This window comes from Mesorhizobium sp. ZC-5, assembly GCF_025753855.1.
Lineage (GTDB): Bacteria > Pseudomonadota > Alphaproteobacteria > Rhizobiales > Rhizobiaceae > Neomesorhizobium.
The window spans coordinates 1-26242 of the sequence record NZ_JAOWPT010000018.1 but is presented as its reverse complement, the minus strand read 5'-3'; the positions used below and the strand labels follow the sequence as shown (position 1 = coordinate 26242).

The following is a 26242-nucleotide window of genomic DNA, read 5'->3' as shown; positions in this document are numbered from 1 at the left end:
AACTGCGGCGTCAACCTAACCGATCAGTACCGCGGTGCCGTAAAGCCCGAACGCGAAGATCGTGTGCGAGGCAAGATTGAGCAGTCTTGCACGGGGCGGGTTCGGCGTATTCGAAGCCGCCCAGCCGGCACCCATGCCGGGCGCCAGCAGAAACCATCCAGCACCGATCGTCACGATGCCGAGGATGAAAGCTGGAAGAAATGTCGGCGCGGCGAGCCAGTTCGCTCCGGCCAGAAACACAAGGATTGCGCCATAGAGAATGCCGACGAGGTAGTGAAAGGCCCAGCCAAGCGTCCGCTCGTACCCGTAAGGGCTGGCCTGGCCGATGTCGTCGTGAAATACCTTGCCGTCCTGGAGACGCCAGACCCATCGGCCGACCATGCCCCAGTTGGGCCTGGGCAGGCCAAAGATCCGGTTCAGCGCGATGGCCCACAGATCCATGAGCACCGTCGCCCCGATGCCGATCGCGATCGTGCGCCAGACAATGTCGAACATCGGTTGAAACTCTGGATAGGATAGGACAGCGAAGTCGGCGGCGGCTTGGCGTCAGGTCGGCGCCTGACGCTTTCTCGCAAGCGGATTTTATAGCTGTTCGAGCAGCTTCGCCGCGCCGGATTCGACCGCCTGGCCAGGAGAATCCTCGATGTTCAGCGCGGTGACCTTGCCGTCGTCGACAATCATCGAAAAGCGCTTCGAGCGGAGTCCGAGGCCGCCGCCGCTCAGATCGATGTCAAGGCCCAGCGCCTTGACGAAGTCGCCATTGCCGTCGGCCAGGAATTCGATCTTGCCTTCGCCGCCAGTGAAACGTGACCATGCCGTCATCACATGATGGTCGTTGACGGCGATGACGGCGATCTTGTCGACACCGCGCGCCAGGATGGCGTCCCGGTTCTCCAGATAACCCGGCAGGTGGTTGTTGCTGCAGGTCGGCGTGAAGGCGCCGGGAACGCCGAACAGGACGACCTTCTTGCCGGAGAAGAACTCGGCGGTGGTGACGTTCTTCGCGCCGTCGGCGGTCAGCGTCTTGAGGGTGGCTTCGGGAAGTTTCTGGCCAACGGCAATAGTCATGTGCTCACCTTTTGATTGATCGTTTGCGTCCTGAGGATGCCTACCGGCTTCCGGGGCGATGGGCAACCGCGGATACGCGACGAATTCACGGATAGGGCAGGGTTCCCTCGACAGCACCGGCCGTGGTGGACAGGGTGTAGTGAAGCGCTCCGCCGGAAGGTTTTTCCGCAGGTCGGTCGAGGATGGGCACGGCGAAGACGACCTTGCCGTCCTTGTCGGCGCGCTCCGGCGTGCCGAACATGTAGCCCTGGTCGGCAGCGACGAAAAATTCCGCTGCTTCCGCGCCGGATGGCAATGCGGCTTCGACAAGCAGATGCTTGCCGTCGCCGGGCAGGCCGGTGGCGCCGAAGCCGGGATGTGCAGGGGCAGGGAGAGCTTCGACAGCGGCGGCGACGATTGCCTGGTCGTCTGCGTTGTCGGGATCGCTCGCGGGATCGAGGGTGAATTTGCCCTGCACCGGGATGCAGATCGTTTCGCAGATGCCGAGAAACACATCGGCTTCAATCGTTGCCGGTTCGCCGGGTGACTTCAGGCTGAAGGTGACCGGGAATACGACCGAGTGCTTGTAGCCTGCCCATTTCGAATAGCCATCGTCAAAGCGTTCGGGAGGCGGAAAGCGAAGTTCGGCCGAGGCGACGTTGAGGCTCTTCGAGACGTCGATCTGCGGCGGTACGCCGGCGTCGCCTGGATCGCGCCAGTAGGTCTTCCAGCCGGGCTTCAGGTCGATTTCCAATGCACCCTGCAAGGCACCACTGGCATCGGCCGCGCCGGCGGTCACCAGCCTGACGCGGCCACCCTGTACCTCGACCCAGTCGCTGACAGTGGCAAGCGACGCGGTCTGGGAGGCCACGAGAAACGACAGGCCAAGGACGGCTGCGGACATCATCTGCATGGCCGACATTTGAGCGTCGCCAAAAGTTTTCGCAACCGTCGGCCGGATGGTTTCCATCATATTCGCGTGAGTTTACGCTTCCGGTGCAGATTCGTCTGTCGAAAGTCGCCTTTCAAGAAAGCCTGAAAAAGGTTACCTTCGCACCATGGACCTTTTGCGGCAGAAGAAGACCGCAACGCGCGGCTTCCTCGACGACCAGTTCCTGATTGCCATGCCCGGCATGAAGGACGATCGTTTTGCGCGCTCCGTGATCTATGTCTGCGCCCACAGCGACGAAGGTGCCATGGGCCTGATCATCAACCAGACCCAGCCGCTGCGCTTTCCCGATCTCCTGGTGCAACTCGGCATCATGAACGAACAGGAGGCGATCAGGCTGCCACCACCGACCCGCGACTTTGTCGTGCGCAATGGCGGCCCGGTCGATCGCAGCCGTGGTTTCGTCCTCCATTCGGACGACTATATGGTGGAATCCTCGCTGCCCGTTTCGGAAGAAATCTGCCTGACGGCGACGATCGACATTCTGCGCGCGATATCGTCCGGCCGCGGGCCGCGCAAGGCGCTGATGGCGCTGGGTTATGCCGGATGGGGCGCGGGACAGCTCGAGCACGAGATCGCCGAGAACGGCTGGCTGACCTGTCCGGCCAGCACCGACCTGCTGTTCGATTCCGACATCGACCGGAAGTACGACCGCATCCTTGCCTCGATCGGCATCGATCTGGCCCGTCTCAGCCACACGGCCGGTCACGCCTGAGCGAGCGGGTACTGCTCTTTCAACAGCTTGAGAACCGCGTCGCCGGCCATCGGTGCGCCGAACATGAAGCTCTGCACGTATTCGCAACCCATCTGGCGAAGCTGTAGTGCGTCGCTTTCATCCGACACCCCTTCCGCCACGACCGACATGCCGAGGTCGTGCGCCATGTTGACCATGGACTTGAGCAGGACTTCGCGTTTCGGCGTGGTGTCGTCGACGAAGCTCTTGTCGATCTTGATGGTGTCGAACGGGAAACGCGTCAGGTAGGAGAGCGATGAATAGCCGGTGCCGAAATCGTCGAGCGACAGGCCAATACCGAGCTTCTTCAATTTCGAGAGCACATGGTTGGACTGTTCCGGATTGTCCATCACCAGCGATTCGGTGAGTTCCAGCCGGAAACAGCGCGGCTTCAGGTTGGCGCGCGCGATGACCGAGCGGACATCGGTGACCAGGTCGCGGCGGATCAATTGCCGACTGGAAAGATTGACCGATACCGACAGCGGTGCGTCGCTGATCAGCTTCTGCCACATGGCAAGGTCGTCGGCGGCCTTCTGCATGGCGAACAGGCCCAACTGCACGATCAGTCCGCAGCTTTCCGCGACCGGGATGAAGTCCGACGGCGGAATGGCGCCTCGTCGCGGGTGCTCCCAGCGAAGCAGCGCTTCGAAGCCGGCAACGGAACGGTCCTCGAGACGGACGATCGGCTGATAGGCGAGCGTGAATTCCTTGCGGTCGATGGCGCGGCGGAGATCGGATTCGAGCTGCAGCCTGTCGGTGCCGACGGAACGGAAGGCTGGCCGGAAGGGTTCGATGCGGTCGCCGCCGAAGCGCTTGGCCTGGTGCATGGCGAGTTCGGCATCCTTGACCATATCCTCGGCCGAAGCCTGGGCCTGGGTCCAGGTGATGAGGCCGACCGAGGCGGTGAGGACGATTTCTCGCTTGGCGAAGGTGATCGGTGCGCGGATCGCCTGTTTGATGGCGTCCGCCACGTTGGCGATGCGCGCCGGATCCTGCTCGGACAGAAGCATCAGCGCGAACTGGTCTCCGGCAAATCGCGACAGCGTGTCCCGCGGCTTGAGCAGGCGGTGAAGCCGCCGTGCGATGGTCAGGAGGATGGTGTCGCCGGCGGAGATGCCGAGCCCGTCATTAACCTGCTTGAAGCGGTCGATGTCGATGACGAAGACGGTCGGGCGGATTGTCTCTTCAGCCTTGGCGATGGAGATGATGCCGTCGAGCCGGTTGAGGAAGAGTTCGCGGCTGGGCAGGCCGGTGAGGTTGTCGTGCACCGCGTCGTGCAGCAGGCGTTCCTCGGCCTTCTTCTGCTCGGTGACGTCGACCAGGGTGCCGACGCAGCGGATGACCTCGCCGTCGGAACCTATGACCGGCCGGGCACGCAGTGCGAACCAATGATAGTGGCCATCGGCGCCGCGCAGCCGGAAATTCTGCGAGACACGTCCGCGCCGATGCTCAAGCACCACGTCGAGGGTGGTGCGGAAGGTGTCGCGATCGTCGGAATGCAGCACCGGAAGCCAGTTGCGCGCCGGTCCGGTAAGGCTGTTCGGGGCGAGGCCGAGCTGGTTGCTGACGTCGGGCCTGGTCACCACGCGATCGCGCAGCACGTCCCAGTCCCACACCGTGTCGCCGGCGCCGGTTACGGCCAGCGCCTGACGCTCCATGTCGCTGAACAGGCCTTGATAGAGACCGCCGCCCGCGAAGGCGTGCTGCATGACGGTGAAGCCGATCAAAAGGATGATGAGGATCAAGGCACCGCCGAGCGCGGGCTGTACGACGTCGTTGTCCAGCATGCCGGTGATCGCCATCCAGGATCCGGCCATCCAGACCAGCACCATCAGCCAGCTCGGCACCAGCATGATGGCGCGGTCGTAACCCTGGATGCCCAGATAGACGATTAGACCAATGCCGACGATCGCCGTTGCGGCGAAGGAAACGCGGGCAATGCCGGCCGCGATCGCCGGATCGACGACGGCTACGCCGGCGATCAGCACCAGCCCGAAGACCCAGACTAGCGCTCCGTAACTGAAATGGCCGTGCCATCGGTTAAGGTTGAGATAGGTGAACAGGAAGACCACGAAGGTCGCAGCCAGCGCCACCTCGGTGCCGGCTCGCCAGATCTGCTCGTTTCCGGGCGAGATTTCGATGACCCGGTTGAGGAAGCCGAAATCGACGCAGATATAGGCGAGCACCGACCAGGAGAGGGCTGCGGTGGCCGGGAACATGGAAGTTCCCTTGACCACGAAGAGAATGGTCAGGAACAGCGCCAGAAGACCGGAGATGCCGATAACGATGCCGCGATAGAGCGTGTAGGAGTTCACCGTGTCCTTGTAGGGCTCGGGATCCCAGAGATAGACCTGCGGCAGCTTCGGGGAGGCGAGTTCGGCAATGAAGGTGACCACCGAGCCAGGATTGAGGGTGACGCGGAATACGTCGGCGTCCGGGCTTGCCTGGCGATCGAGCGCGAAGCCTTCGCTGGGCGTGATGGCGGCAATGCGGCTCGAGCCGAGATCGGGCCAGAACAGGCCGGAATTCACGAGCCGGAAATGCGGCGCGACGATCAGTCGGTCGAGCTGCTCGTCCGTGGTGTTGGCAAGCGCGAACACCGCCCAGTCGCCGGTCGAGCGCGCGTCGTTCGCCTCGACCTCGATACGCCGGACGATGCCATCCGGGCCGGGGGCGGTCGAAACCTGGAAATTCTCGCCCTGGTCGCGATAGATTTCGACAGCGCCGGACAAGTCCAGCGCGACGTCGTCGCGAGCAATCTTGATCGGCTCGATGGCCAATGCCGATGAAACGGCGCAGAAGGTGACGATTGCCGCGAGGGCAAGCGCCAGCAAGTTTCCGCTCCTGAAGAATCGTACCAAAAATCAGCCTCGTGCCTTGCCGCCCCAATCGTCGCAAATGAGGGCGTAGAGATAGTGGTCCTGCCAGCTGCCGTTGATCCTGAGATAGGACCGCAAGAGGCCTTCGCGCTGAAATCCGGCTTTTTCAAGCACACGTACGGAACGCGCGTTGTCCGGAATACAGGCAGCCTCGATCCGGTGCAACCTCAGCGTCTCGAAGGCGAAGTTTATGACCAGCCTGACGGCCTCGAGCATGAAGCCCTGGCCGGCGTATCGCTCTCCGATCCAGTAGCCGATCTGGCCGGATTGCGAAACGCCATGTCTTATATTGCCGACGGTGATTCCACCGACCAGCCGTCCGGAACGGTTCTCGAAGATGAAGAAGGCGACCGCCAGGCCCTGCTCGAAATCCTCGCGGTAGCGTCGGATGCGCTGGCGCCAGGCACTGCGTTCGAGCTCATCCGGCGACCAGCGCGGCTCCCACGGTTCCAGGAAAGCGCGGCTTGTCTGGCGCAGCGACGCCCATTCGCGATGATCGCTTGGTTCGGGCAGGCGCAAGTTGATGCGCGATCCCTTCAGCGCCGGAAGTTCTCGGCGGAAAAAGGGCAGCGGAAACATGGCCTTGTGTCCGGTGTTAGACGGCTAGTCTGCGCGGCGTGACGCCTGCGGCGGGCAAGGCGTCGCGTATCGTCTCATATGGCGCAAGCGTGCCGACGGGGCCGACAGCCGTGACCGTCGGCTTGGTCGAGAAGAGCCGCGCCGACAGGTCGGTGAGGCGCTCGATGGTGAGGTTGGACAGGCGCTCGACGAGTTCGTCCATGCCGATCGGGCGGCCGAAAAGCAGCAGTTGCCGCGCGATCTGCGAGGCGCGGCTGGCGGAACTCTCGGCCGACATCATGAGGCCTGCGCGGTATTGCGCGCGTGCCCGGTTGAGTTCTTCCTGCAGGATGGCGTCGCCCGCCTTCTGCAGTTCGCTGACGATAACCGGCACAAGTTCGGCGATGTCGCTCTGGCCGGTGGCGGCATGAATGCCGAATATGCCGGTGTCGGAAAAACCCCAATGGAACGCGTAGACTGAGTAGCAAAGGCCGCGTTTCTCGCGCACTTCCTGGAAAAGCCGCGACGACATGCCGCCGCCGAGAATCATCGACAGGACCTGCGAGGCGTAGAAATCGCGCACGTGATAGGCACGGCCCTCGAAGCCGAGCACGATCTGCGCGTCCATCAGGTCGCGGTTCTCGCGGTAGTCGCCGCCGACGTAATGAGCGTATTGCGGCAGCGCGCTTTCCGCCTTGGTACGGAACGAGCCGAGATGCCGCTCGACCTCGCGCACGAATTCGTCGTGCTTGATCGCACCCGCCGCGACCACGACCATGCGTTCGGCGCCGTACTGACGCTCCATGAAGTCGTGCAACTGCCTGGAGGTGAACGACTTCACCGTTTCCGGCGTGCCGAGGATGGAGCGGCCGATGGTCTGATGGCGGAAGGCCGTCTCGGTGAAACGGTCGAACACGATATCGTCGGGCGTGTCGTGCGCGGCGCCGATCTCCTGGAGGATCACATGCTGCTCGCGCTCGAGTTCGTGCTCGTCGAATTTCGAATCGGTCAGAATGTCGGAAAGGATGTCGATGGCCAGCGGCACGTCGTCGCGCAGCACGCGGGCATAGAAGGATGTCGTCTCGACGCTGGTCGCGGCATTTATCTCGCCGCCGACATCTTCGATGTCCGAAGCGATCTTCCAGGCGCTGCGCTTGTTGGTGCCCTTGAACGCCATGTGCTCGAGCAGATGGGCCATGCCATGCTCGTCCTCGCGTTCGTTCCTGGCGCCGGACTTTACCCAGACACCCAGGGCTACGGATTCGACTTGAGGAAGGGTTTCGGTGGCGACTGTCAGGCCGTTCGACAGACGGCTTACCTCAACACCCATGTACGGCTTACTCCCTAACGCGCCGCCCGCGCACGGCGGCTGATGTGATCTTCCACCATTTTCAGCTCGGATGGAAGAACCACGTATTTCTCTTCGCGCTGCATCATCCCATCAAGCCACGCCGGGAGGTTTGGCGCAACCCCCGACGCTTTTTCGACCGCCGCGGGGAATTTTGCCGGGTGCGCGGTGGCGAGCACGATCATCGGCGTCGACGCTGTCGTGTACGCCTTGGCGACATGGACCGCGGTTGCGGTATGCGGATCGAGCAGATAGCCGGTCGAGGCGAGCGTGGAGCGGATTGTCTCGGCGGTCTCCGTCATATCGGAACGGCCTGCCGAAAATTCACCGCGGATGCGCTCGAGCTGCGTCTTTTCGATGGTGAAGGCGCCTGACTGCTTCAGCCCTGCCATGTAGCGCCTGACTGTCGCGGCGTCGCGGCCGGCGGATTCGAACAACAGCCGCTCGAAGTTCGACGACACCTGGATGTCCATCGACGGCGAGGTGGTGGCGACGACGCCAAGCGTCCGGTATTCGCCGGCTTCCATCGTCCGGGCAAGGATGTCGTTGTCGTTGGTCGCGATGACGAGTTTTTCGATCGGCAGCCCCATGCGCTTGGCCGCGTAGCCGGCGAAGATGTCGCCGAAATTGCCGGTCGGAACGGTGAAGGAGACCGGCCGGTCGGGACTGCCGAGCGATAGAGCGGAGGAAAAATAGTAGACGATCTGCGCCATGATGCGGGCCCAGTTGATCGAATTCACGCCTGACAGCGCAACGCGGTCGCGGAAAGCATGATCGTTGAACATGTCCTTCACCAGCGCCTGGCAGTCGTCGAAATTGCCCTCTATGGCGAGCGCGTGGACGTTGGCGGCCGTCGAGGTCGTCATCTGCCTTTGCTGCACGGGCGAAACGCGGCCGTGAGGGAACAAGATGAAGATATCGGTGCGGTCGCGGCCGGCAAAAGCATCAATCGCCGCGCCGCCGGTATCGCCCGACGTCGCCCCGGCGATCGTCGCATGCTGGCCGCGTTCGGCGAGCACATGGTCCATCAGGCGCGCCAGGAGTTGCATTGCCACGTCCTTGAAGGCGAGCGTCGGACCGTGGAAAAGCTCAAGTATGAAGCTGTTCGGCCCGCTCTGCACCAGCGGACATACGGCATCGTGCCGGAATGTCGAATAGGCCTCGCGCACCAGCCTTTCAAATACGGGAGCGGTTATTTCTCCGCCGAGGAACGGCGTCAGGATGCGGGTCGCCAGGTCGGGATAGGACAGGCCGCGCATGGCGCGGATTTCATCGCTGCTGAATTGCGGCCAGTCGCGCGGCAGATAGAGCCCTCCATCGCGGGCCAGGCCGGTAAGGATGGCGTCCGAAAATCCGAGTTCGGGCGCTTCCCCGCGGGTGCTGATGTATCGCATGGTCACCTGTCCGTTGCGGCGTCGATGCCTCAGGTTGCAGACTTTGGAAAACTGCGTTCCGCCGTCGCATTTTTGCCGCCGGGTTGCTATAGACGGCCCGTTTGCGAGAGGGAAGTGCAGTATGGCGTGGAACGACAGTCGCTTTTTCAAGGGTTTCGCAGTGGCTGGCTTTATGCTCGCCGTCGCCGGCTGCCAGTCCGGCGACAAGAACGCTCTCGCCGTTGGCGATGATGCGAAACCGCCGGAAGGCAAAGTCCTCGAAAGCGAACTCCGCGCCTATTGTCCAAGTGTCACGCTGCGTGAAGGCACGGCCTTCTTCAACACCTATGAAAAGGGCGCACAGGACGATCCGGCCAAGGTCATCTACCAGGCGTCGATTTCCGACGTGACGCGCAGTTGTTCGCGCACCGACGGAAATTTGACGATGAACGTCGCCGTCGCCGGCAAAGTCGTCCCGGGTCCGGTAGGCAAGGCCGGCAATGTGACAATGCCGCTCCGCATCGTTGTGGTGCGCGGTGAAGAGGTTCTCTATTCGGAACTGCACAAGCACAATGTCGCTGTCGGCAGCGAATCAACGCAATGGGTATTCAACAACCCGAATGTGACCATCCCGATTCCGGCGACGCAGGACATCCAGATATTTGCCGGATACGACGAAGGCCCGCCGAAGAAGTCGGCTGAATAGCCGCCTCGCATATCAAGCCGCTTCTCGCTCCCGGCGTTCCTTCAGCAGCACCTCGACGAGCGTATCGACCTTTGCTTCCGCTTCCCTGATCGACGCCTGAAGACGCTCGTCCGCGAATTCGTCGAACTCGATGGCGACGGATCGGATGTCGGTGACTCCGATATAGTTGAACGCCGTTGCGATCGATTTTTCGACGTGGTTCAGCGCCTCGATCCGGCCGTCGCGGCCATAGCCATGGTCGCCGCGCGACGACAGGATGACGAGCGTCTTTTCGGCATGCGACATTAGCGGCCAATACGGGTCGCCGGCGCGCGAGCGGTCGAAGCCGAAGGTGCGGCCGACGCGGACCACATTGTCGATCCAGGCCTTGAATTGCGCCGGCGGCGCGAAATTGTACATCGGTACGCCGGCAACGATGATGTCGGCGGCGAGCACCTCGTCGACGAGCTCATCGCTCTCCGCAAGCGTCTCCGCCATCCAGGGCAGGCGCATCTCCGGCTTGGTGAAGGCGGCGTGGATCCATTGGCCGGTTACCGGTCGCGGAGGATTCTGCCCGACATCGCGGTAGACGATCCTTTCGACCCCGGTCGCAGCCTCACGCCATTTGCGGACGAAACGCCCGGTCAGCCGGCGGCTGTGCGACCCGTACGGACTTTCTGCGGAGGAGAAGGCGCGCGCACTGGCATCGATATGCAAGATGTTGGTCATTGCCCTGACTTTCATGAAGTATTCTGTTTCATCTAAAAGCGCACAAAACTTTCGGTTTCTGATCGCTTTCCGTCAGAAATTAGAGGATGCTAGGCTGGGTGGCGAAATCGAATTCGTCATCCGATGGATGAGATGAAATCATGCGTCGCCAATTGCCGCCTCTTGCAACGCTGCGCGCTTTTGAGGCGGCCGCGCGGCATCAAAGCTTCAAGCAGGCCGCCGAGGAGCTTGGCGTCACGCCGACTGCTATCAGCCACCAGATCAGGCTTCTGGAGGAAACGCTTGCCTTGCGGCTTTTCGAGAGACGCACCCGGCAGGTCGTGCTGACTCGAGAAGGGAGCGAGTTGTATCCCGTTCTCCGGGACGGGTTCGATGCCTTTGCAGCGGCGCTGGAACGAGTATCGGAAAAACGCCGCGGCGTGGTTACGCTGTCGGCGACAACCTCATTCACCGCACGCTGGCTGGTGCCGCGCGTGGCGTCGTTTCGCAAGCGATATCCCTCAGTCGATCTCAACCTGCACGCGTCGGACGACCCTGTCGATTTTGGGTCGGGCATTGCCGATGCGGCGGTCCGGTACGGGCGTGGCCCCTATCCGGATCTCATGTCGACACGGCTGATGGCGAACCGCTTCGCACCGGTCTGCAGCGCCCGCCTTGGATTGAAGTCGCCTGCGGATCTCCAACACGCGACGCTGTTGCATTCCAGGTGGCGGCACCCGAATGCCGACACACCGACCTGGCGGCGTTGGCTGGACGCCGCAAAAATTGACACTGTCGATGCGGAGGCCGGCATCAGCTTCAACGATGACGGCCATGCCGTGCAGGCGGCCATAGCCGGCCAGGGGGTTGCGCTGCTGAGCCTTGTGCTCGTCGCCGATGATCTGGCGTCCGGGCTGCTGGTCCAGCCATTCGGCCCCATGATCGATGGTTACGACTTCCACCTGGTGCATCCAAAAACGGCGCGGTCCGAGGTGCGGATGCTGAGCGAGTGGCTGCTCGACGCTTTGCAGCGTTGACACTGAAAGGCAAGTCCCGGCGATTTCACGAAGGGCCCGTCAATGATGTCCTGGTGCCGCTGCACGGGTGTCTCAGGCGTCTTCGGACCAGACAGCCAGCGCCGCCAGCGTGCCCTTCAGGTCCGACCAGCGGCGGATGACGGTTTCGGCGCCGGCATCCGTCAATACATCTGCATGGCCGGGATAGGTGTGGGATGCACCGGTGAAGCCGATTACCCGCATGCCGGCAGCCCTCGCACCGGCGATACCGTGTACCGAAGCCTCGATGACGAAGGTTTTTGCCGGATTGGCCTCCATTGCCTCTGCGGCATGCAGGAAAACATCGGGCGCCGGCTTCGGCTTGCCGGTCGGCGTTTCCAGCGACGAAAAGATGTGGCCTTCGAAGAGCGGCTTCAGCCGTGTCCGGGTCAGCATCGCGTCGAGGCGTTCGGTGCGCGAGTTCGAGCAGATGCACCTTTTCGCGGTGACCGCGGCGGCCGCCTCATGGGCGCCCTCGATCGCACGCACGTCGCTGGCGAGGCGGCGGTCAACCAGCACTTCGGCCTGATCGATCAACGACGCCTGGAACGGAATCTTCGATTTCTCCTCGATCCTCAGCATGATGTCCTTGAAGGTCAGGCCGGCATAGGTTTCCGAAAGCTCCTCGGCCGAAATCTCGAAGCCGGCGGCGGTCAGAAGCTCGGCTTCGACGCGCGAGGCGATGATCTCGGAATCGACGAGCACGCCGTCGCAATCGAAAATGACAAGTTCTGGCTGGGTCATTGGAAATTCCTGGAGTGCGGCTCGGACCGCAGGGAAGGCGGCGCTATAGACGCTCGCGGATATGGTGGCAACCACCAGTCATTGCCAGTCCGCGCATCCGGATTTGGCTATTTCTGGCTCATCCCGCTGCCGGCCCAGGGTGTCAGCCGCGGCAGCCATCCCGGCACCGCCTGGCGGTAGGTTTCGTATTCGGCGCCATAACGCTTCAGGAGCGTAGGCTCTTCATAGAGCAGGACAAAGGACACCACCGCCAGGCCAACGACTGCCGCATAGCCGATCAGCACCGGTTGGCCGAACAGCAGCGCCTGCCCGAGGATCGCTGCCAACACCGACAGATACATCGGATTGCGCACGTAACGGTAGATTCCGCCAACGACCAGGTGTTCCGTTGGGGCGACCGGTGCCGGCGTGCCACGGCCTTCGCTGACGAAACGCGCAAAGGCGCTGAGCAGAAACGCGGCACCGGCGACCGTCAGCAAGGCGCCGGCAAGTCGCAGCGGAAACCACGCTGGCGCCATCCGCCACCCCGTCAACCACCAGGGTATGAGACAGGCGACGATGCCGGGCGCCACGGCAAAGAAAACCGCACTGCCGAACGCCGCGTCTGTTTTACGCATGACCATCCTCCCCCTCGACGAATTCGATACCGTGTTTCACTAAATATTTACGCAAAACAGTAACCATAACGGCGAGTAAACAGTAACGCGTAATGCCGGGTACATCCATGTCAGCCATGCGTCAGCTTGACGATCTTTCGGCCCTGCCAGTCCAGTCGGAATGGCTCAACACGATCCTGAAGGGCGACTGCGTGGCCGCTCTCGAAAAACTACCCGAAAAGTCGGTGGATGTCGTCTTCGCCGACCCGCCCTACAATCTTCAGCTCGATGGTGATCTGCACCGCCCCGACCAGTCCAAGGTCGACGCGGTCGACAACGACTGGGACCAGTTCGAGAGCTTCGGGGCCTATGACGCCTTCACCCGCGCCTGGCTGCTCGCGGTGCGCCGCGTCCTCAAGCCGAATGGCACGATCTGGGTGATCGGCTCCTATCACAACATCTTCCGCGTCGGCGCGACGATGCAGGATCTGGGATTCTGGATCCTCAACGATGTCGTCTGGCGCAAGACCAATCCGATGCCGAATTTTCGCGGTCGCCGCTTCCAGAACGCGCATGAAACGCTGATCTGGGCGTCGCGTGATCAAAAAGGCAAAGGTTACACCTTCAACTATGAGGCTCTGAAAGCGTCGAACGACGACATCCAGATGCGCTCCGACTGGCTGTTTCCGATCTGCACCGGCGGCGAGCGACTGAAGGATGGCAACGGCAACAAGCTGCACCCGACGCAGAAGCCGGAAGCGCTGCTTGCCCGCATCATGATGGCCTCCACCAAGCCTGGTGACGTGGTTCTCGACCCGTTTTTCGGTTCAGGCACGACCGGTGCGGTGGCCAAGCGTCTCGGCCGCAACTTTGTCGGCGTGGAGCGCGAGCAGGCCTATATCGACGCGGCGCAAGAGCGCATCGCCATGGTGACGCCGCTTGACGATGCCGACCTCGGCACGATGACCAGCAAACGTGCCGAACCGCGCGTCGCTTTCGTCAGCCTCATCGATACCGGCATGATGAAGCCGGGCACCATTCTCTATGATTCCCGCAAGCGCTGGGCAGCCAAGGTGCGCGCCGACGGCACGCTCTCGATCGGCGACAAGGCTGGCTCGATCCATCGCATCGGCGCCGAAGTGCAAGGCCTCGACGCCTGCAACGGCTGGACCTTCTGGCACTACGAGCGCAATGGCGGTCTCACCCAGATCGATGAATTGCGGCGCATCGTTCGCGTCGGCATGGAGTGCGCCGGCGCCTGACGGCGCGGCATTTCAGCTCACGGAAACTGTGTAACCGGTCTGCCGTTTTCCAGTCACGGCATGATCCCGAAACGCTCGAGGTCATCCTCGAGCGTTTTGGCGTTCTGGAACAACACCGCATGCCAGCCGGCAGCCTTGGCGCCATCGACGTTCTTCTGGCTGTCGTCGATGAACAGCGACGCAGAGGGTTCAAGGTCGAAGGCGGCGGCGTGATGGTCGTAGATGCCGCGCTCCGGCTTGATCATGCCGATCTCTCCGGAAACCGTGATGCCCCGCGGCCGTTCGAGAAACGGGAACCGCCCCCTGGCTTCCGTGAAGGTGTCGCGCGCCCAGTTGGTCAGCAGCGTCACGTCATGGCCGCCGTCGATCAGCCGGTTCATCAGCGACACGCTGTCGTCGTAGGCATGCGGCACCATCTCGTGCCAGTGGAGGCGGAAATTGCGGATGTTCTCGGCATGCTCCGGGTGCTTGCCAATCAGCAGGGCCTCGGCCTCTTCCCAGGTGCGCCCGCGATCCTGCTCGATGTTCCAGTCGGACGTGCAGATGTTGTCGAAGAACGATTTTCGTTCGTTGGCGTCGGGAATGAGCCGGCTGAACGGCAGGTCTGGATCGTAATGGATCAGCACCTTGCCGATGTCGAAGACGATGTGTCGGATCTCGGTCAATTCATGCCTCTTGGATGACGTGGTTTTTGCGTGGCGCCGGGTATCGCGGCTTCGATGGCCTTTTTCATGACGGTCGGCAGCGCTTCGCCATGCAGGTCGGCGGCAGGCGACCACCAGTGGCCCGGCGGCGGTGGAAAATTCACGAGATCAGCCCTGAAAATCGTCAGTTCCAACGCAAAATGCGTGAAAACATGCGAAATGCTGCCGGTCTTTCGCCAGTTTGCCGGAAAGGGAGCGCCTTCGACCGTGGCAATTCCATCCGTCCGGGCCGTCCAGGCGGTGGTCGGAATTTCGGTCATGCCGCCAAGCAGGCCGCTCTCGATGCGCTTGCGCAGCAGCACCGCACCGTCGTCCCCGACCGCGACAAAGGCAGCGCCAAGCCGTTGCGGCTTCTCGCTTTTCGGCGCCTTGACGGGAAACCGTTCCGGATCGCCTTCATCGCCGGCCCGGCAATCGTCGCGCAGCGGGCAGGGCAGGCAGGCCGGCTGGCGCGGGGTGCAGATCGTGGCGCCGAGATCCATCATCGCCTGCGCGAAATCGCCCGGCCGGTCTGCAGGCAGCAGTTCCCCGACGACCGCGCGGATTTCCGTTTTGGCAGCGGGGAGGGGCGTTTCGATGGCGCGCAGCCGCGTCACCACGCGCTCGACATTGCCGTCGACCACGGCGGCGGGCCGGTTGAAGGCGATCGCCGCGATGGCCGCCGCGGTGTAGCCGCCGATGCCCGGCAGCGCGCGCAAGTCGTCTTCGGTGTCGGGAAAGCGTCCGCCATATTCGGTTGCCAGAAGATCCGCGCACTTCTTCAGGTTGCGGGCACGCGAATAGTAGCCAAGCCCGGCCCAGGCTTTCATGACATCTTCCGTCTCGGCGGCGGCGAGCGCGCCTGCATCGGGCCATTTGGCCAGAAAAGCCCGGAAATAGGGCTTTACCGCCTCCACAGTGGTCTGTTGCAGCATGATCTCCGACAGCCAGACATGGTATGGGTCGGGACGCCTTCCCGCAGCAATCGCGCCGGGCGGCGTTCGCCACGGCAGATCGCGGTGATGGCGGTCGTACCAGGCGAGCAGGCGGGCCGCGACGCGGTTATCGTCTTGCTCTCCCATTTTAACGCGTGACGGTTTTAATGATGCCATTGGTAAACGGCTGCGATAGACTCTAAGGGTCACGTTGATTGCAGGAGCGAGGTTCATGGCAGGGAAAGGCGGATACGGCAATCCTGTCGCCGTCAGCGACCTTGCGACGGAAATCCTCGATCCGGTCTTGCGCAAGCGGGCCGGCATTTCGATCGGCCTCGTCCAGTCCTGGGAAGAGATCGTCGGCGGGCGGCTCGCGACCCGGACACGGCCGGAAAAGATCGTCTGGCCGCGTCGCATGCATGAAGACGACCCGTTCGAGCCGGCGACGCTGATCATCGCCTGCGAGGGCTCGGCGGCTTTGCACCTTCAACACGAGACGGGCGAAATCATCGGCCGCGTCAACGCGTTCCTGGGGTTCAGGGCGGTTGGACGCATCAAGATCGTCCAGAAGCCGGTGAACTTGGCCGAACAGCGCCGGAAACCGCAATTGCGGCCGCTGACCGAGCCGGAGAAGTCGGGTATCGCCAAGACGGTCGGCCTGATCGAGGATGACGGTCTGCGGGTCTCGCTCGAGCGGCTGGGCGCCACGATCCTTGGCTCACGAAAGCCGAAGTAGTAAGCTTTCTCGCGAATTCGTGATCGGGCTTTGCGCTTTTCTTAATTGGTTTGGGGAAAGGGATGCCTTAATTCGCGCCAACTCTCGCTTTCTGGTGCTTCGGCATTGCAAGATCCAACCGATTTCAGGTGATTCGTATGCTTCGTTCGCTTCCGCGCAGAACAGTTCTTTCGTCGCTCCTCGCCGTCCCGGCGGCCCTTGTGCTTGCAGCCTGTAGCGATGACGGCGATGCGGTCGCGCAGGATGCAACGCCGGCCGTACCTGCCGAACCTGCCAAGCCCGCGGTCGAGGCGCCGAAGCCGCAAGGAACTGTCGACGCCGCCAAGCTGCTGGAAGCCGGTCCGCTGCCGGAAAAGGTGCTCGGCAAGGATGACGCTCCGGTGACCATCGTCGAATACGCGTCGATGACCTGTCCGCATTGCGCGCATTTCCACGAGACCACGCTTCCCGAACTGAAGACGAAGTACATCGATACCGGCAAGGCGCGGCTGATCTTCCGTGAATTTCCGTTCGATCCCCGCGCCGAGGCCGGTTTCATGCTCGCCCGCTGCTCGAACGACAACTATTTCGCCATGGTCGACGTGCTGTTCAAGCAGCAGGAGAGCTGGGCCGGCGTCCAGGACGCCAAGGCGGCACTGCTCCAGATCTCCAAACTCGCCGGTTTTTCACAGGAGTCGTTCGAGGCCTGCTTGACTGACCAGAAGCTTCTGGAGGATGTGAGGGCGGTACGCGAGCGCGGATCGAATGATTTCGGTGTGGATTCCACTCCCACCTTCTTCATAAACGGGAACAGATACCCAGGAGCCCTGTCGATTGACGAAATGTCGGCGATCATCGACGGCATGCTCTGACGCTTCGGCCAAGCCGCAGCGTCCGCGCGGGCATGTGCCCGTGTGCGCGGGACCGCGCGGATGAAATTCTCCCGCCTCCGCCTTCTTGGTTTCAAGTCTTTCGTCGAACCCGGTGAGTTCGTCATCGAACGCGGCCTGACAGGCGTCGTTGGCCCGAACGGCTGCGGCAAATCCAATCTGGTCGAAGCCCTGCGCTGGGTGATGGGCGAAAGCTCGTACAAGAACATGCGCGCTTCGGGCATGGAGGACGTGATCTTCTCGGGTTCGGCGACCCGTCCGGCGCGCAACACGGCGGAAGTGACGCTGTTCCTCGACAATCTTGACCGCACGGCGCCGGCGGCATTCAACGATGCCGACGAGCTGCAGGTGTCGCGCCGCATCGAGCGCGAGGCAGGCTCGGTTTACCGCATCAACGGCAAGGAAGCGCGCGCCAAGGACGTGCAGCTTCTCTTTGCCGACCAATCGACCGGCGCACGCTCGCCCTCGATGGTGGGGCAGGGCCGCATCGGCGAACTCATCCAGGCCAAGCCGCAGGCGCGCCGTGCACTCCTTGAAGAAGCAGCCGGCATTTCGGGCCTGCACACGCGCCGCCACGAAGCCGAGCTTCGCTTGCGCGCCGCCGAACAGAACCTCGAACGTCTCGACGACGTGGTCGGCGAACTCGAAGGACAGATCGACAGCCTGAAACGCCAGGCGCGCCAGGCATCGCGTTTCAAGAACCTTTCAGCCGATATCCGCAAGGCGGAAGCGACGCTGCTGCATTTGCGCTGGACCTTGGCCAAGGCGCAGGAAGCTGACGCCAAATCGGCGCTTGCCGCCGCGACAGCAATTGTCGGCGAACGCGCCAGCGAGCAGATGAATGCGGCCAAGGAACAGGCGATCGGCGCGCACCGCCTGCCGGAACTGCGCGATGCCGAAGCCCAGTCGGCTGCTGCCTTCCAGCGCCTTTCCATCGCCCGCGCGCAGATCGAGGAAGAAGCCGGCCGCATCCGCGCCCGCCAGGCGGAGATCGAAAAGCGGCTTGCCCAGTTCGACGCCGACATCGCCCGCGAAGAGCAGATGGTGCGCGACAATGCCGATACGCTGCAGCGGCTGGCGTCGGAAGAAGGTGCGCTGAACGCCGACAATGCCGGCGCCGCCGAGCGCGAAATTACCGCGCGTGCCGCCTTCGAGGAGGCCTCCGCCAAGTTGGCCTTGAGCGAAGCAGCACTTTCTGCACTGACCGCCGAGCGCGCGGAGGCTTCCGCCGCCCGCAGCCAGGCCGAGCGCGCCATGCGCGACACTGCCGAACGGCGCGACCGCCTGGTTCGCCAATTGTCCGATATCGACCGCGAAGCAGCCGAGATCGCCTCGAAGATCAGCGGCCTGGCCGATCCCGCCGAGAAGCGTATCGTCGTCGAGCAGGCGACAGCCGCTGCGGAAGCCGCTGAAGCCAGTGCCGTCGCGGCGGAGAAGACGATCACCGAAGCCCGCCAGCGCGAGGGGGCGCTGCGCTCGCCGCTGCAGGAGGCCAAGGCCGAACTGGCGCGCATTGAAACCGAAGCGCGCACCCTGGCGAAGATCCTGAACGCCACCTCGGGTGGGTTGTTTCCAGCCGTTCTGGAGCAGATAAAGGTCGACCGCGGCTTCGAAACTGCGCTCGGAGCCGCACTTGGCGAAGATCTCGACATCCCGCTCGACCGCAGCGCACCGGCGCATTGGGGCGACACTGCCCCTGAAGCCGGCGATCCGGCTCTGCCCGCCGGCGCGCGGCCTTTGATTGAAGTCGTGCATGCACCGCGTCAACTAGCGCGGCGGCTGCAACAGGTGGGTGTCGTCGAAGCGACGGATGGTGCGCGCCTGCAGGCTTTGCTGAAACCCGGCCAGCGGCTGGTCAGCCGCGATGGCGCGCTGTGGCGCTGGGATGGTTTTACAGCGAGTGCCGACGCGCCGACGCCGGCCGCGCAACGCCTCGCCCAGAAGAACAGACTGGCTGAACTCGACGCCGATGCGGTCGCCGCGACCTTGAAGGTGCGGCAGGCCGAGGAAAAGCTGGCAGCGGCTGAAAGTGCAGTCAAGCAGGCGACCGAAGCAGAGCGGCTGGCGCGTCAGGCCTGGCGCGACGCGCAGCATCTGGTCGGCGAAGCACGCGATGCGCTGGCCCGCGCCGAAAAGGCGTCTGGCGAGCTTTCGAGCCGTCGCGCCGCGCTCCAGGAAGCGCGCACCCGCGTCGACGAAAGCCACACGGAGGCGAGCGCTGCCTTCGAGGTGGCCGAGAGGCAATTTGCCTCCGCACCCGATCTTGGCGACTTGCAGTCGCGTCTCGACCGCATGTCGGGCGACGTTTCGCGCGACCGCGCCATGCTGGCAGACGCGCGGGCCGCCCATGAAGGTTTGAAGCGCGAGGCGGAAGCGCGGGCGCGCCGGCTCGAGGCCATTGCCGCCGAGCGCAAGAGCTGGACGGTGCGTGCCGAGAATGCCGACAGGCAGATCGCATCGCTTGCCGAACGGCGGGACGAGGCGGCGCGTGAACAGGCGGCACTGGTCGATGCGCCCGAAGAGATCGAGACGCGCCGCCGGGCCTTGCTGTCGCAGCTTTCCGAGGCAGAAGCGCTGCGCAAGGCGGCTGCCGATCGCCTGCAGGAGGCCGAAAACCGGCAGGCGGTGCTTGACAAGGCCGCGACCGCCGCGATCCAGACACTTGCCGAATCCCGCGAAGGCCGTGTTCGATCCGAAGAGCGGCTGACCGCCGCCGACGAGCGGCGCAGGGAAGTCGAGGCCCGCATCCAGGAAACGCTGAATACCCCGCCGCATCTGGTCATTCGCCACACAGGCCTCGAAGCCGACAGCCCGCTGCCGGACATGGGCGAAATAGAGCGACAGCTTGAAAAGCTGAAGGTCGAGCGCGAGCGGCTTGGCGCGGTCAATCTGCGTGCCGAAGAGGAGCAGAAGGAACTCTCCGAACGGCTCGAGACGATCGTTTCCGAGCGCGAGGACATCATCGAGGCCATTCGCAAGCTCCGCCAGGCGATCCAGAGCCTGAACCGCGAGGGGCGCGAGCGGCTTTTGGCGGCCTTCGATGTGGTCAACGGTCACTTCCAGCGGCTGTTCACACATCTCTTCGGCGGCGGCACCGCCGAATTGCAACTGGTCGAATCGGAGGATCCGCTCGAAGCCGGGCTTGAAATCCTCGCCCGCCCGCCGGGCAAGAAGCCGCAGACCATGACGCTGCTCTCAGGCGGCGAGCAGGCGCTGACCGCCATGGCTCTGATCTTCGCGGTGTTCCTGACCAACCCGGCACCGATCTGCGTGCTTGACGAGGTCGACGCGCCTCTCGACGACCATAATGTCGAGCGCTTCTGCAATCTCATGGACGAAATGGCCAAGACAACCGAAACGCGGTTCGTCATCATCACCCACAATCCGATCACCATGGCGCGCATGAACCGGCTGTTCGGCGTCACCATGGCGGAGCAGGGTGTCAGCCAGCTGGTGTCGGTCGATCTCCAGGAAGCCGAACAGTTGCGGGAAGCGAGCTGAAGGCAGCAGGTCACAGCCGGCCGCTCAATCGAGATCCACGGATTCGTCAATCTTGCGGGGGTTGCTGCCGGAAAAGGCGTTCGGCAATGCGTGCCCGGTTTGCGGCGATGGCTTCCGCGGTGGGCTCCCAGTCGCCGCACCATTCAACGGGGATGCCTTCCATGAGTTGGGCGGTCTCGGCAAAGCTCGGTCGGTAGCCGCGCGCCAGCATCTCCCGCACCAGGCTCGCCTGCCGTTTCGCGAGGTAGCCGAGGCGGCAGTAGAAAAAGCGGATATGCCCGGGGCCGAGCGTGTAGCAGGTCGGATTGCGGGGATCGGCGGGGTTTTCGCCGCGGAGGACGGCGGCTCGGACCAGTGCGAAGACCCGAGGCAGTTCCCGGTATTCCGCCACCAGATGTGGCCCGCTGAGTTCCGCGGGCGGAATGCAGTTGATGCGGGTCACCGCTGGCCGCCTTGGTCGGCCGCGCCGAAGATCGCCCGCGCACGCTCGTGAAAATTGCGGTCGATCGCCTGAAAGCGGTCGCGCGCCGCCTGACCGATCGTCGCTTTCTCCTCGTCAGGCATCGAAATCAGCCGATCGATCGACTGCTTCAGTGCTGCCCGGTCGACAAAATAATTGGTACCGAGATGCCGGGGTTCCTCTCGGGTCGCGGCAACCAGAACGCCGCACTGAGCATCGAGATGCTCGTTCATCGGTGCGGCGTCGGTGACGACGGCCACGCAAGCCGCCGACATCGCTTCCAGGATGTGGTGGCCCCAGCCTTCCGACCGTGACGGGCAAAGGTGAATGCCGCACTCGTTCTGCAACCGGCGCAGTTGGGCATCGTCGATGAACCCCGAAATCAGCGTGACATTTTCCGGAACCTGCGTGGGAGCGTTCGCTTTTTTCTGGACCAACACGAGTTCGGGCCATTCGGGATGAGCCTGCCATAGCGCCAGCACGTCCTCGGTGCCTTTCAGCGTGCTGCCGCCCGCCAAATGGAAGAAACGGCTCCAGTTCTTTTCGACGGTCTCGTCGAAGCGGTCCTCCGAGGTGAAGCCGAGATAGGAAACCGGCGGGCCGAGGGCGGCGAATATCTCTTCGGCATGCCGTGTCTTGGCAAGCACCCGGTCGATCCGACGCAACCGCTTGAGGTGGCGATGCGGGAAACGCTCCTGGTTGGGAATGAGCCAGTTCTGCCCGGCGGCCGAAAACCAGCGTGGAAACACACGCTCAATGTGCAGGATATGTGCGGCACGCTTGCGGCGGAAAAGCTGCTCCAGGAGACCGCGCTGGCGCGTTTCGGAAAACGCGCTGGTGCGGCCGGAAGCGGCGATTGCCTCGGCGAGAATTTCCGCGTCGCGCGTCAGCCCGTAATTGTTGGACCGGGCAACCAGCAGCCAGTCGATCACTGTTTCCATTCCGTCGTTGATGCAAAGACTTCGGTCATCGCGTGGCAATGGCCGGACAATGCAGGGATTCACGCATCGCTTTTGACGGAAATCCGGCCGAGGCGCCAGAGTGGTAGTCCGGTTGCCCCCAAGGCGGACGTTTATGATACAGCGGCTCGCCTGCGGAATTGAGACGGGCTTTCCTGGAACATCTGTCGGAAATAGCCCGAAAATCGTCCAAGGTCGGCAAAGCCGTGATCGATCGCGATCTGTGTGATGTTCACGTCTTTCGGGTCGAGGGTCATCAGGGCGTGATGGACTGCCGACAGCCGTCGAAACCTCAAATATGCGACAGGCCCGATACCCATCGCATCGTGAAAGGCACGATGGAGCGAACGGCGCGACACGTTCAACGTCGAGCACAATTCTGAGATGTGCAGGGGCCGGTCCGAACTCAATCCGTCCGCGTAATCTTCCACCTTTCGGATCAGTTTGGCGCTGTTGTAATGCGCTTCCCCGGATTCCTGGCTGGTTTCATCGACGATGCCGGAGCAGAAGGCTTCAATCAGCGCCCGCCGGAAAAATTCCATTCCAGCGGCTGACTGCGGGGCGGCACCACAGCGCAACTGGGCTATCCTCTCCGCAATCGCGCGACGGCTCGAATTGCGACGGGACGGCAGCGTGCGGAACCTGTCGATTTTTGTCCAGAAACGCGGATCCTGCAGTTCACCTTCCCCGGTCATATGTTCAGCAAGGTCCTCCTCGCTCAGCGTAATCGTCGCATAGCTGGAGTAACCGGTAAAACGCCCTTCCTGCTCCACTGACTTGGGAAACACGACGATGTCGCCGGGCACCACGTCATAATCCCATTGGGCGACCTCGCCGCCGCTCTCCAGCATCATGCCGATAGTCACCATTTCGGGGCTCATCACTCCGCGTGCCCGGATTGCCGAGCCGAAGTCGCCCGTGCTCAGGACAAGGTTGCCAACTTGCGCGTGAAGCAGATGCCCGTGCAACTTGCCGGGCGTCAGTTGGACGATGGACAGATTCGCCCCGCGCACCGCCTCTCTAAGGTCATCGACACCTCGAATCTCGCGCGATTGGATATTCAGGCCGGCCTGGCGTGTCGAGTTGTTCGGCCGACTTGGTTCTGGACTGCAGAATCTCGATTCTGGCCATTTCTTTTCTTGGGATGGGTGCCGGATAGTTTGGGTCACGACAGAACTCATCGGGCCAACTCTGCGGACTTCATCTTAGTAAGGTTGGCACAGACTGCATAGTCGTATGTTCGACGAGCAATTAACGTTCCCTGAACGTCGCATTCAGTGTGCCTAGCCTGTCAGGGAGAGAGAGATGTCCAGGATGAAGAACGGGATGGCCTTCTCTCCATTGGTCCTTCCCGGCGAGAGCCATCGCGGCCTGAAAACCATCCTGTTCGTTACGGCCGCCATGGCGGTGTTTGCCGTACTGCTCGCGGCAAGCCCTCCAGCCTATGCCCAGACGCCCACTCCGCGGCCAACGGCGGATGCCGAGGAAGCTGCGCCCCTCACCCTCGATGAGCTCAAAATCCTGACGGCGCGCATCGCGCTCTATCCGGACGATCTTGTCGCCCTTGTCGTCTCAGCGTCGCTCTACCCGCTGCAGGTCGTTCAGGCGGAACGGTTTCTCGAACAGAAAAAGACGTCCGCCGATCTTGAGCCAAGCGACAAGTGGGACGGCAGCGTCATTTCGCTGCTCAACTATCCCTCCGTCGTGAAGATGATGAACGACGATCTCGAATGGACGCAGCAGTTGGGCGACGCTGCGGCCAATCAGCAGAAGGATCTGCTTGTGGCGATCCAGCAGTTGCGAGACGAAGCCTCTGCAAAAGGCGTGCTGAAGTCCGACGACAAGGTTCAGGTGGTCAACGAAGGCGACAATGTCGTGATCAGGTCGGCCGATCCGCAGACCGTCTACGTCCCCACTTATCCGCCGGAAATGCTCTATGAACCCGGTTACGTGGTTTCGGGACCTCCTATCGTCTACGAGCCTTTTCCCTCTTATTACTATCCGACAGCGCCCTATTGGGCGGGCTTCGTCACCGGAGCGGCATTCGGGGCGGTGGTCGACTGGGATCGATGGGGCACCTGGGGAGGCGACGTCGACATAGATGTCGATATCGGCGACCGCGTTGATTTCGATTTCAACAAGATCGATGTGAACAACATCGACATTAACAAGCTGAACAACCTCGATTTCAAGAACATAGACCGCTCGAAGATCGACCTGCGCAACACGAATTTCGACCACGACAAGCTCAAGCAGAACCTCCAGAGCAAGGATTTCAACAACATTGCCCGCAAGGCCAAGGATCGGACGCCGGGGAACCGCACTGAATCGGCCAAGCTCCAGGCTCGTGCCCACGACCTCAAGGGTAAGGACGTCCGCAAAAACGTTGCCGAAGGACTGAAGAACAACCCGCAAGCCAAGCTGCCGAAGCCGGGAACGCGGCAGGCCGACGCCAAGCAGATCGGCCAGCAACTCAAGAAGGCCAAACCGGCCGTCAGCAAGCCTGCCGCCCAGAGGGTCGCCCAAAAGAGGGTGGACCGTCCGCGGCCGGCTGCACGTGCTGACAACAGGCCTAGAACCCCGTCGGCGATAGGCAACCCCCGTCCGGGCCGGGTTGCTGCCAACCATTCAAACCGCGGCGCATACAGCCGGGGCGGTGGACAGCGCCAGGTGAACCGGGGTGGAGGCGGGCGCCAGATGCATCGAGGTGGGGGCGGACGGCGCCGATAACACGCGAGGCATCGCCGCTCCTTGTGCACCTTGCAGGAACACCAACATGAAACAGCACCTCATCACAGCAACTCTCGCCCTATTGCTCGGTGTTCCCGCGCTTTCGGCCGGAAGCACGCAGGAAACAGAACCCAGCACGGTGAAGGATTTCGATTCCTTTGTCGGCGAGGCGCCGCCCACTTTCGCAACGGTCGAGGAACTCACCGAAACCTTTCGCAAAAACCTCGCCGCGGATGACAAGGCGGCGGTGGCATCGCTTCTGGGCCTTGCCCCTGCCGAGATCATGAAATCCAAGGAGATCGAAGAGAGCTTCGCCAGAATCAAGGAAGCCGCAACAGAGTCGATTGTGGTCAAGGAAACCTATCCTGATCTCAGGACACTAGTCCTCGGCGATGAGCTTTGGCCGTTTCCGTTTCCAGCCGTGAATGTAGACGGCAAATGGAGTTTTGATACGATCGCCGGGCTTGAAGAAGTCATCAACCGGCGCATAGGCGAGAATGAGTTGGCCGCGGTTGCCAACATGCGCGGCTATGTCGATGCCCAGGAGCAATATCGGGAGACCGACTGGGACGAAGACGGCGTCGGAGAGTATGCGCAAAAGCTGATCAGTTCGCCCGAAGCCTATGACGGGCTGTATTGGGAAGCCGGTGACGGGGTTCCGGAAAGTCCGGTCGGATCGCTCATCAGCCAGGCCGAACTGTCCACGGCGGCGGAGGACGGGTATTTCGGCTATCGATACCGGCCGTTGATGGGGCAGGGCGAGAATGTAGCGGGCGGCAAGTACGACTACGTCATCAACGGCAATATGATCGGCGGCTTCGGACTGATCGCCACGCCAGCCAAATACGACCGTACCGGCATCATGACCTTCATGGTGAACCAGTACGGCACCGTTTACGAAAAGGACCTGGGCGCGGACTCGGCTGAACTCGCGGCAAAGATAAACAGTTTCGATCCCGACGACGGCTGGATCGTCGTCAACGATCCGGGCGAATGAGATGAATGTCGCCGAAACCCGAGCTGAAACGACAACTGCCTGTCCTCCCGGCATGCTGTTCGTTCCGGGTGGAACCTTCCGCATGGGCTCCGACGATCACTACAAGGAAGAAGCTCCCGCCCACAGCGTGAAGGTCGACGGGTTCTTCATCGACAGGACGCCGGTCACCAATCGCCAGTTCAAGGCGTTCGTCAAGGCGACCGGCTATGTGACGGTCGCCGAGCGGGTGCCGGATGCGAAGGATTATCCTGGCGCGCTTCCGCATATGCTCTTTGCCGGCTCGCTGGTCTTCCAGAAGGCTTCCGGCCCCGTCGATCTCAGGAACCCGACCGAATGGTGGGACTTCGTCCAGGGGGCAAGCTGGAAGCACCCGCTTGGCGCCGGGAGCGGCCTGTTCAAGAAGGAGAACCACCCGGTCGTGCATGTCGCCTATGA

The 26242-nt window shown here is 62.6% G+C and carries 25 protein-coding genes; 10 read left to right on the top strand and 15 right to left on the bottom strand.

Annotated elements, in window-relative coordinates; all coding sequences use genetic code 11:
• Positions 1–15: 15 nt before the first annotated feature.
• From OHD58_RS28080 to OHD58_RS28070, 3 genes are all read right to left on the bottom strand, one after another.
• On the bottom strand, positions 16–495 hold the full coding sequence (locus OHD58_RS28080) for a DUF2938 domain-containing protein (RefSeq protein ID WP_263806913.1): 480 nt from the start codon (positions 493–495) through the stop codon (positions 16–18).
• Positions 496–582: 87 nt separating this feature from the next.
• Positions 583–1068: a peroxiredoxin gene (locus OHD58_RS28075; RefSeq protein ID WP_263806912.1), complete on the bottom strand. Its 486-nt coding sequence runs from the start codon at positions 1066–1068 to the stop codon at positions 583–585.
• 85 nt (positions 1069–1153) lie between these two features.
• Positions 1154–1960 carry a protein-disulfide reductase DsbD domain-containing protein gene (locus tag OHD58_RS28070; protein WP_263806985.1) on the bottom strand — a complete coding sequence of 269 codons (807 nt, stop codon included), beginning with the start codon at positions 1958–1960 and terminating at the stop codon, positions 1154–1156.
• A 145-nt stretch (positions 1961–2105) separates the two neighbouring features.
• Between OHD58_RS28070 and OHD58_RS28065 the strand changes: the two genes are divergently transcribed.
• Positions 2106–2711: a YqgE/AlgH family protein gene (locus OHD58_RS28065; protein ID WP_263806911.1), complete on the top strand. Its 606-nt coding sequence runs from the start codon at positions 2106–2108 to the stop codon at positions 2709–2711.
• Here OHD58_RS28065 and OHD58_RS28060 read toward each other — a convergent pair.
• From OHD58_RS28060 to thrC, 4 genes are read right to left on the bottom strand one after another with little or no spacing between them, the layout of a single operon-like run.
• Positions 2702–5563: an EAL domain-containing protein gene (locus OHD58_RS28060; protein WP_263806910.1), complete on the bottom strand. Its 2862-nt coding sequence runs from the start codon at positions 5561–5563 to the stop codon at positions 2702–2704. The genes OHD58_RS28065 and OHD58_RS28060 overlap by 10 nt on opposite strands.
• Positions 5564–5593: 30 nt before the next feature.
• The gene (locus OHD58_RS28055; RefSeq protein ID WP_263806909.1) at positions 5594–6187 is read right to left on the bottom strand and encodes a GNAT family N-acetyltransferase; all 594 of its coding nucleotides are present in this window, start codon (positions 6185–6187) and stop codon (positions 5594–5596) included.
• Between the two features lie 16 nt (positions 6188–6203).
• Positions 6204–7496: a M16 family metallopeptidase gene (locus tag OHD58_RS28050; protein ID WP_263806908.1), complete on the bottom strand. Its 1293-nt coding sequence runs from the start codon at positions 7494–7496 to the stop codon at positions 6204–6206.
• 14 nt (positions 7497–7510) lie between these two features.
• Entirely contained in the window at positions 7511–8908 is a 1398-nt protein-coding gene (gene thrC, locus OHD58_RS28045; RefSeq protein WP_263806907.1) for a threonine synthase, read from the bottom strand.
• A 121-nt stretch (positions 8909–9029) separates the two neighbouring features.
• On the opposite strand from thrC, the gene OHD58_RS28040 reads away from it, so the two are divergent.
• On the top strand, positions 9030–9593 hold the full coding sequence (locus tag OHD58_RS28040; RefSeq protein WP_263806906.1) for a hypothetical protein: 564 nt from the start codon (positions 9030–9032) through the stop codon (positions 9591–9593).
• Between the two features lie 12 nt (positions 9594–9605).
• Here OHD58_RS28040 and OHD58_RS28035 read toward each other — a convergent pair whose 3' ends face one another.
• Positions 9606–10301, bottom strand: coding sequence for an FMN-dependent NADH-azoreductase (locus OHD58_RS28035; RefSeq protein WP_263806905.1), 696 nt, complete (start codon positions 10299–10301; stop codon positions 9606–9608).
• 140 nt (positions 10302–10441) lie between these two features.
• Here OHD58_RS28035 and gcvA point away from each other — a divergent pair, with 140 nt between their 5' ends.
• Positions 10442–11317: a transcriptional regulator GcvA gene (gene gcvA / locus OHD58_RS28030; protein WP_263806904.1), complete on the top strand. Its 876-nt coding sequence runs from the start codon at positions 10442–10444 to the stop codon at positions 11315–11317.
• A gap of 72 nt (positions 11318–11389) precedes the next feature.
• Here gcvA and OHD58_RS28025 read toward each other — a convergent pair whose 3' ends face one another.
• On the bottom strand, positions 11390–12079 hold the full coding sequence (locus tag OHD58_RS28025; protein ID WP_263806903.1) for an HAD-IA family hydrolase: 690 nt from the start codon (positions 12077–12079) through the stop codon (positions 11390–11392).
• A gap of 107 nt (positions 12080–12186) precedes the next feature.
• Positions 12187–12696, bottom strand: coding sequence for a methyltransferase family protein (locus OHD58_RS28020; RefSeq protein ID WP_263806902.1), 510 nt, complete (start codon positions 12694–12696; stop codon positions 12187–12189).
• 107 nt (positions 12697–12803) lie between these two features.
• Here OHD58_RS28020 and OHD58_RS28015 point away from each other — a divergent pair, with 107 nt between their 5' ends.
• Entirely contained in the window at positions 12804–13937 is a 1134-nt protein-coding gene (locus OHD58_RS28015) for a site-specific DNA-methyltransferase (protein WP_318528301.1), read from the top strand.
• A gap of 53 nt (positions 13938–13990) precedes the next feature.
• On the opposite strand, the gene OHD58_RS28010 is transcribed toward OHD58_RS28015, so the two are convergent.
• Positions 13991–14602: an HAD family hydrolase gene (locus OHD58_RS28010; protein ID WP_263806901.1), complete on the bottom strand. Its 612-nt coding sequence runs from the start codon at positions 14600–14602 to the stop codon at positions 13991–13993.
• The gene (gene mutY, locus OHD58_RS28005; RefSeq protein WP_263806900.1) at positions 14599–15702 is read right to left on the bottom strand and encodes an A/G-specific adenine glycosylase; all 1104 of its coding nucleotides are present in this window, start codon (positions 15700–15702) and stop codon (positions 14599–14601) included. Before mutY ends, OHD58_RS28010 begins: the two co-directional genes overlap by 4 nt.
• An 85-nt stretch (positions 15703–15787) precedes the next feature.
• Here mutY and OHD58_RS28000 point away from each other — a divergent pair, with 85 nt between their 5' ends.
• The 3 genes from OHD58_RS28000 to OHD58_RS27990 all read left to right on the top strand — a co-directional run bounded on the left by OHD58_RS28000 (position 15788) and on the right by OHD58_RS27990 (position 20661).
• The gene (locus OHD58_RS28000; RefSeq protein WP_263806899.1) at positions 15788–16291 is read left to right on the top strand and encodes a DUF721 domain-containing protein; all 504 of its coding nucleotides are present in this window, start codon (positions 15788–15790) and stop codon (positions 16289–16291) included.
• A 137-nt stretch (positions 16292–16428) separates the two neighbouring features.
• On the top strand, positions 16429–17142 hold the full coding sequence (locus tag OHD58_RS27995) for a DsbA family protein (RefSeq protein ID WP_263806898.1): 714 nt from the start codon (positions 16429–16431) through the stop codon (positions 17140–17142).
• Between the two features lie 60 nt (positions 17143–17202).
• On the top strand, positions 17203–20661 hold the full coding sequence (locus OHD58_RS27990; protein WP_263806897.1) for a chromosome segregation SMC family protein: 3459 nt from the start codon (positions 17203–17205) through the stop codon (positions 20659–20661).
• Between the two features lie 46 nt (positions 20662–20707).
• Here OHD58_RS27990 and OHD58_RS27985 read toward each other — a convergent pair whose 3' ends face one another.
• The 3 genes from OHD58_RS27985 to OHD58_RS27975 all read right to left on the bottom strand — a co-directional run bounded on the left by OHD58_RS27985 (position 20708) and on the right by OHD58_RS27975 (position 23261).
• The gene (locus tag OHD58_RS27985) at positions 20708–21103 is read right to left on the bottom strand and encodes a pyrimidine dimer DNA glycosylase/endonuclease V (protein WP_263806896.1); all 396 of its coding nucleotides are present in this window, start codon (positions 21101–21103) and stop codon (positions 20708–20710) included.
• Entirely contained in the window at positions 21100–22053 is a 954-nt protein-coding gene (locus tag OHD58_RS27980; RefSeq protein WP_263806895.1) for a glycosyltransferase, read from the bottom strand. The genes OHD58_RS27985 and OHD58_RS27980 overlap by 4 nt, the downstream gene beginning before the upstream one ends.
• 140 nt (positions 22054–22193) lie before the next feature.
• The gene (locus OHD58_RS27975) at positions 22194–23261 is read right to left on the bottom strand and encodes an AraC family transcriptional regulator (protein ID WP_263806894.1); all 1068 of its coding nucleotides are present in this window, start codon (positions 23259–23261) and stop codon (positions 22194–22196) included.
• A 124-nt stretch (positions 23262–23385) separates the two neighbouring features.
• Here OHD58_RS27975 and OHD58_RS27970 point away from each other — a divergent pair, with 124 nt between their 5' ends.
• The 3 genes from OHD58_RS27970 to OHD58_RS27960 form a co-directional block, all read left to right on the top strand.
• On the top strand, positions 23386–24810 hold the full coding sequence (locus OHD58_RS27970; RefSeq protein WP_263806893.1) for a DUF3300 domain-containing protein: 1425 nt from the start codon (positions 23386–23388) through the stop codon (positions 24808–24810).
• A 46-nt stretch (positions 24811–24856) separates the two neighbouring features.
• Entirely contained in the window at positions 24857–25807 is a 951-nt protein-coding gene (locus OHD58_RS27965; RefSeq protein WP_263806892.1) for a DUF2950 domain-containing protein, read from the top strand.
• Position 25808: 1 nt separating this feature from the next.
• Positions 25809–26242 (top strand): formylglycine-generating enzyme family protein (locus OHD58_RS27960; RefSeq protein WP_263806891.1); only part of this gene is annotated, 434 nt, incomplete at its 3' end.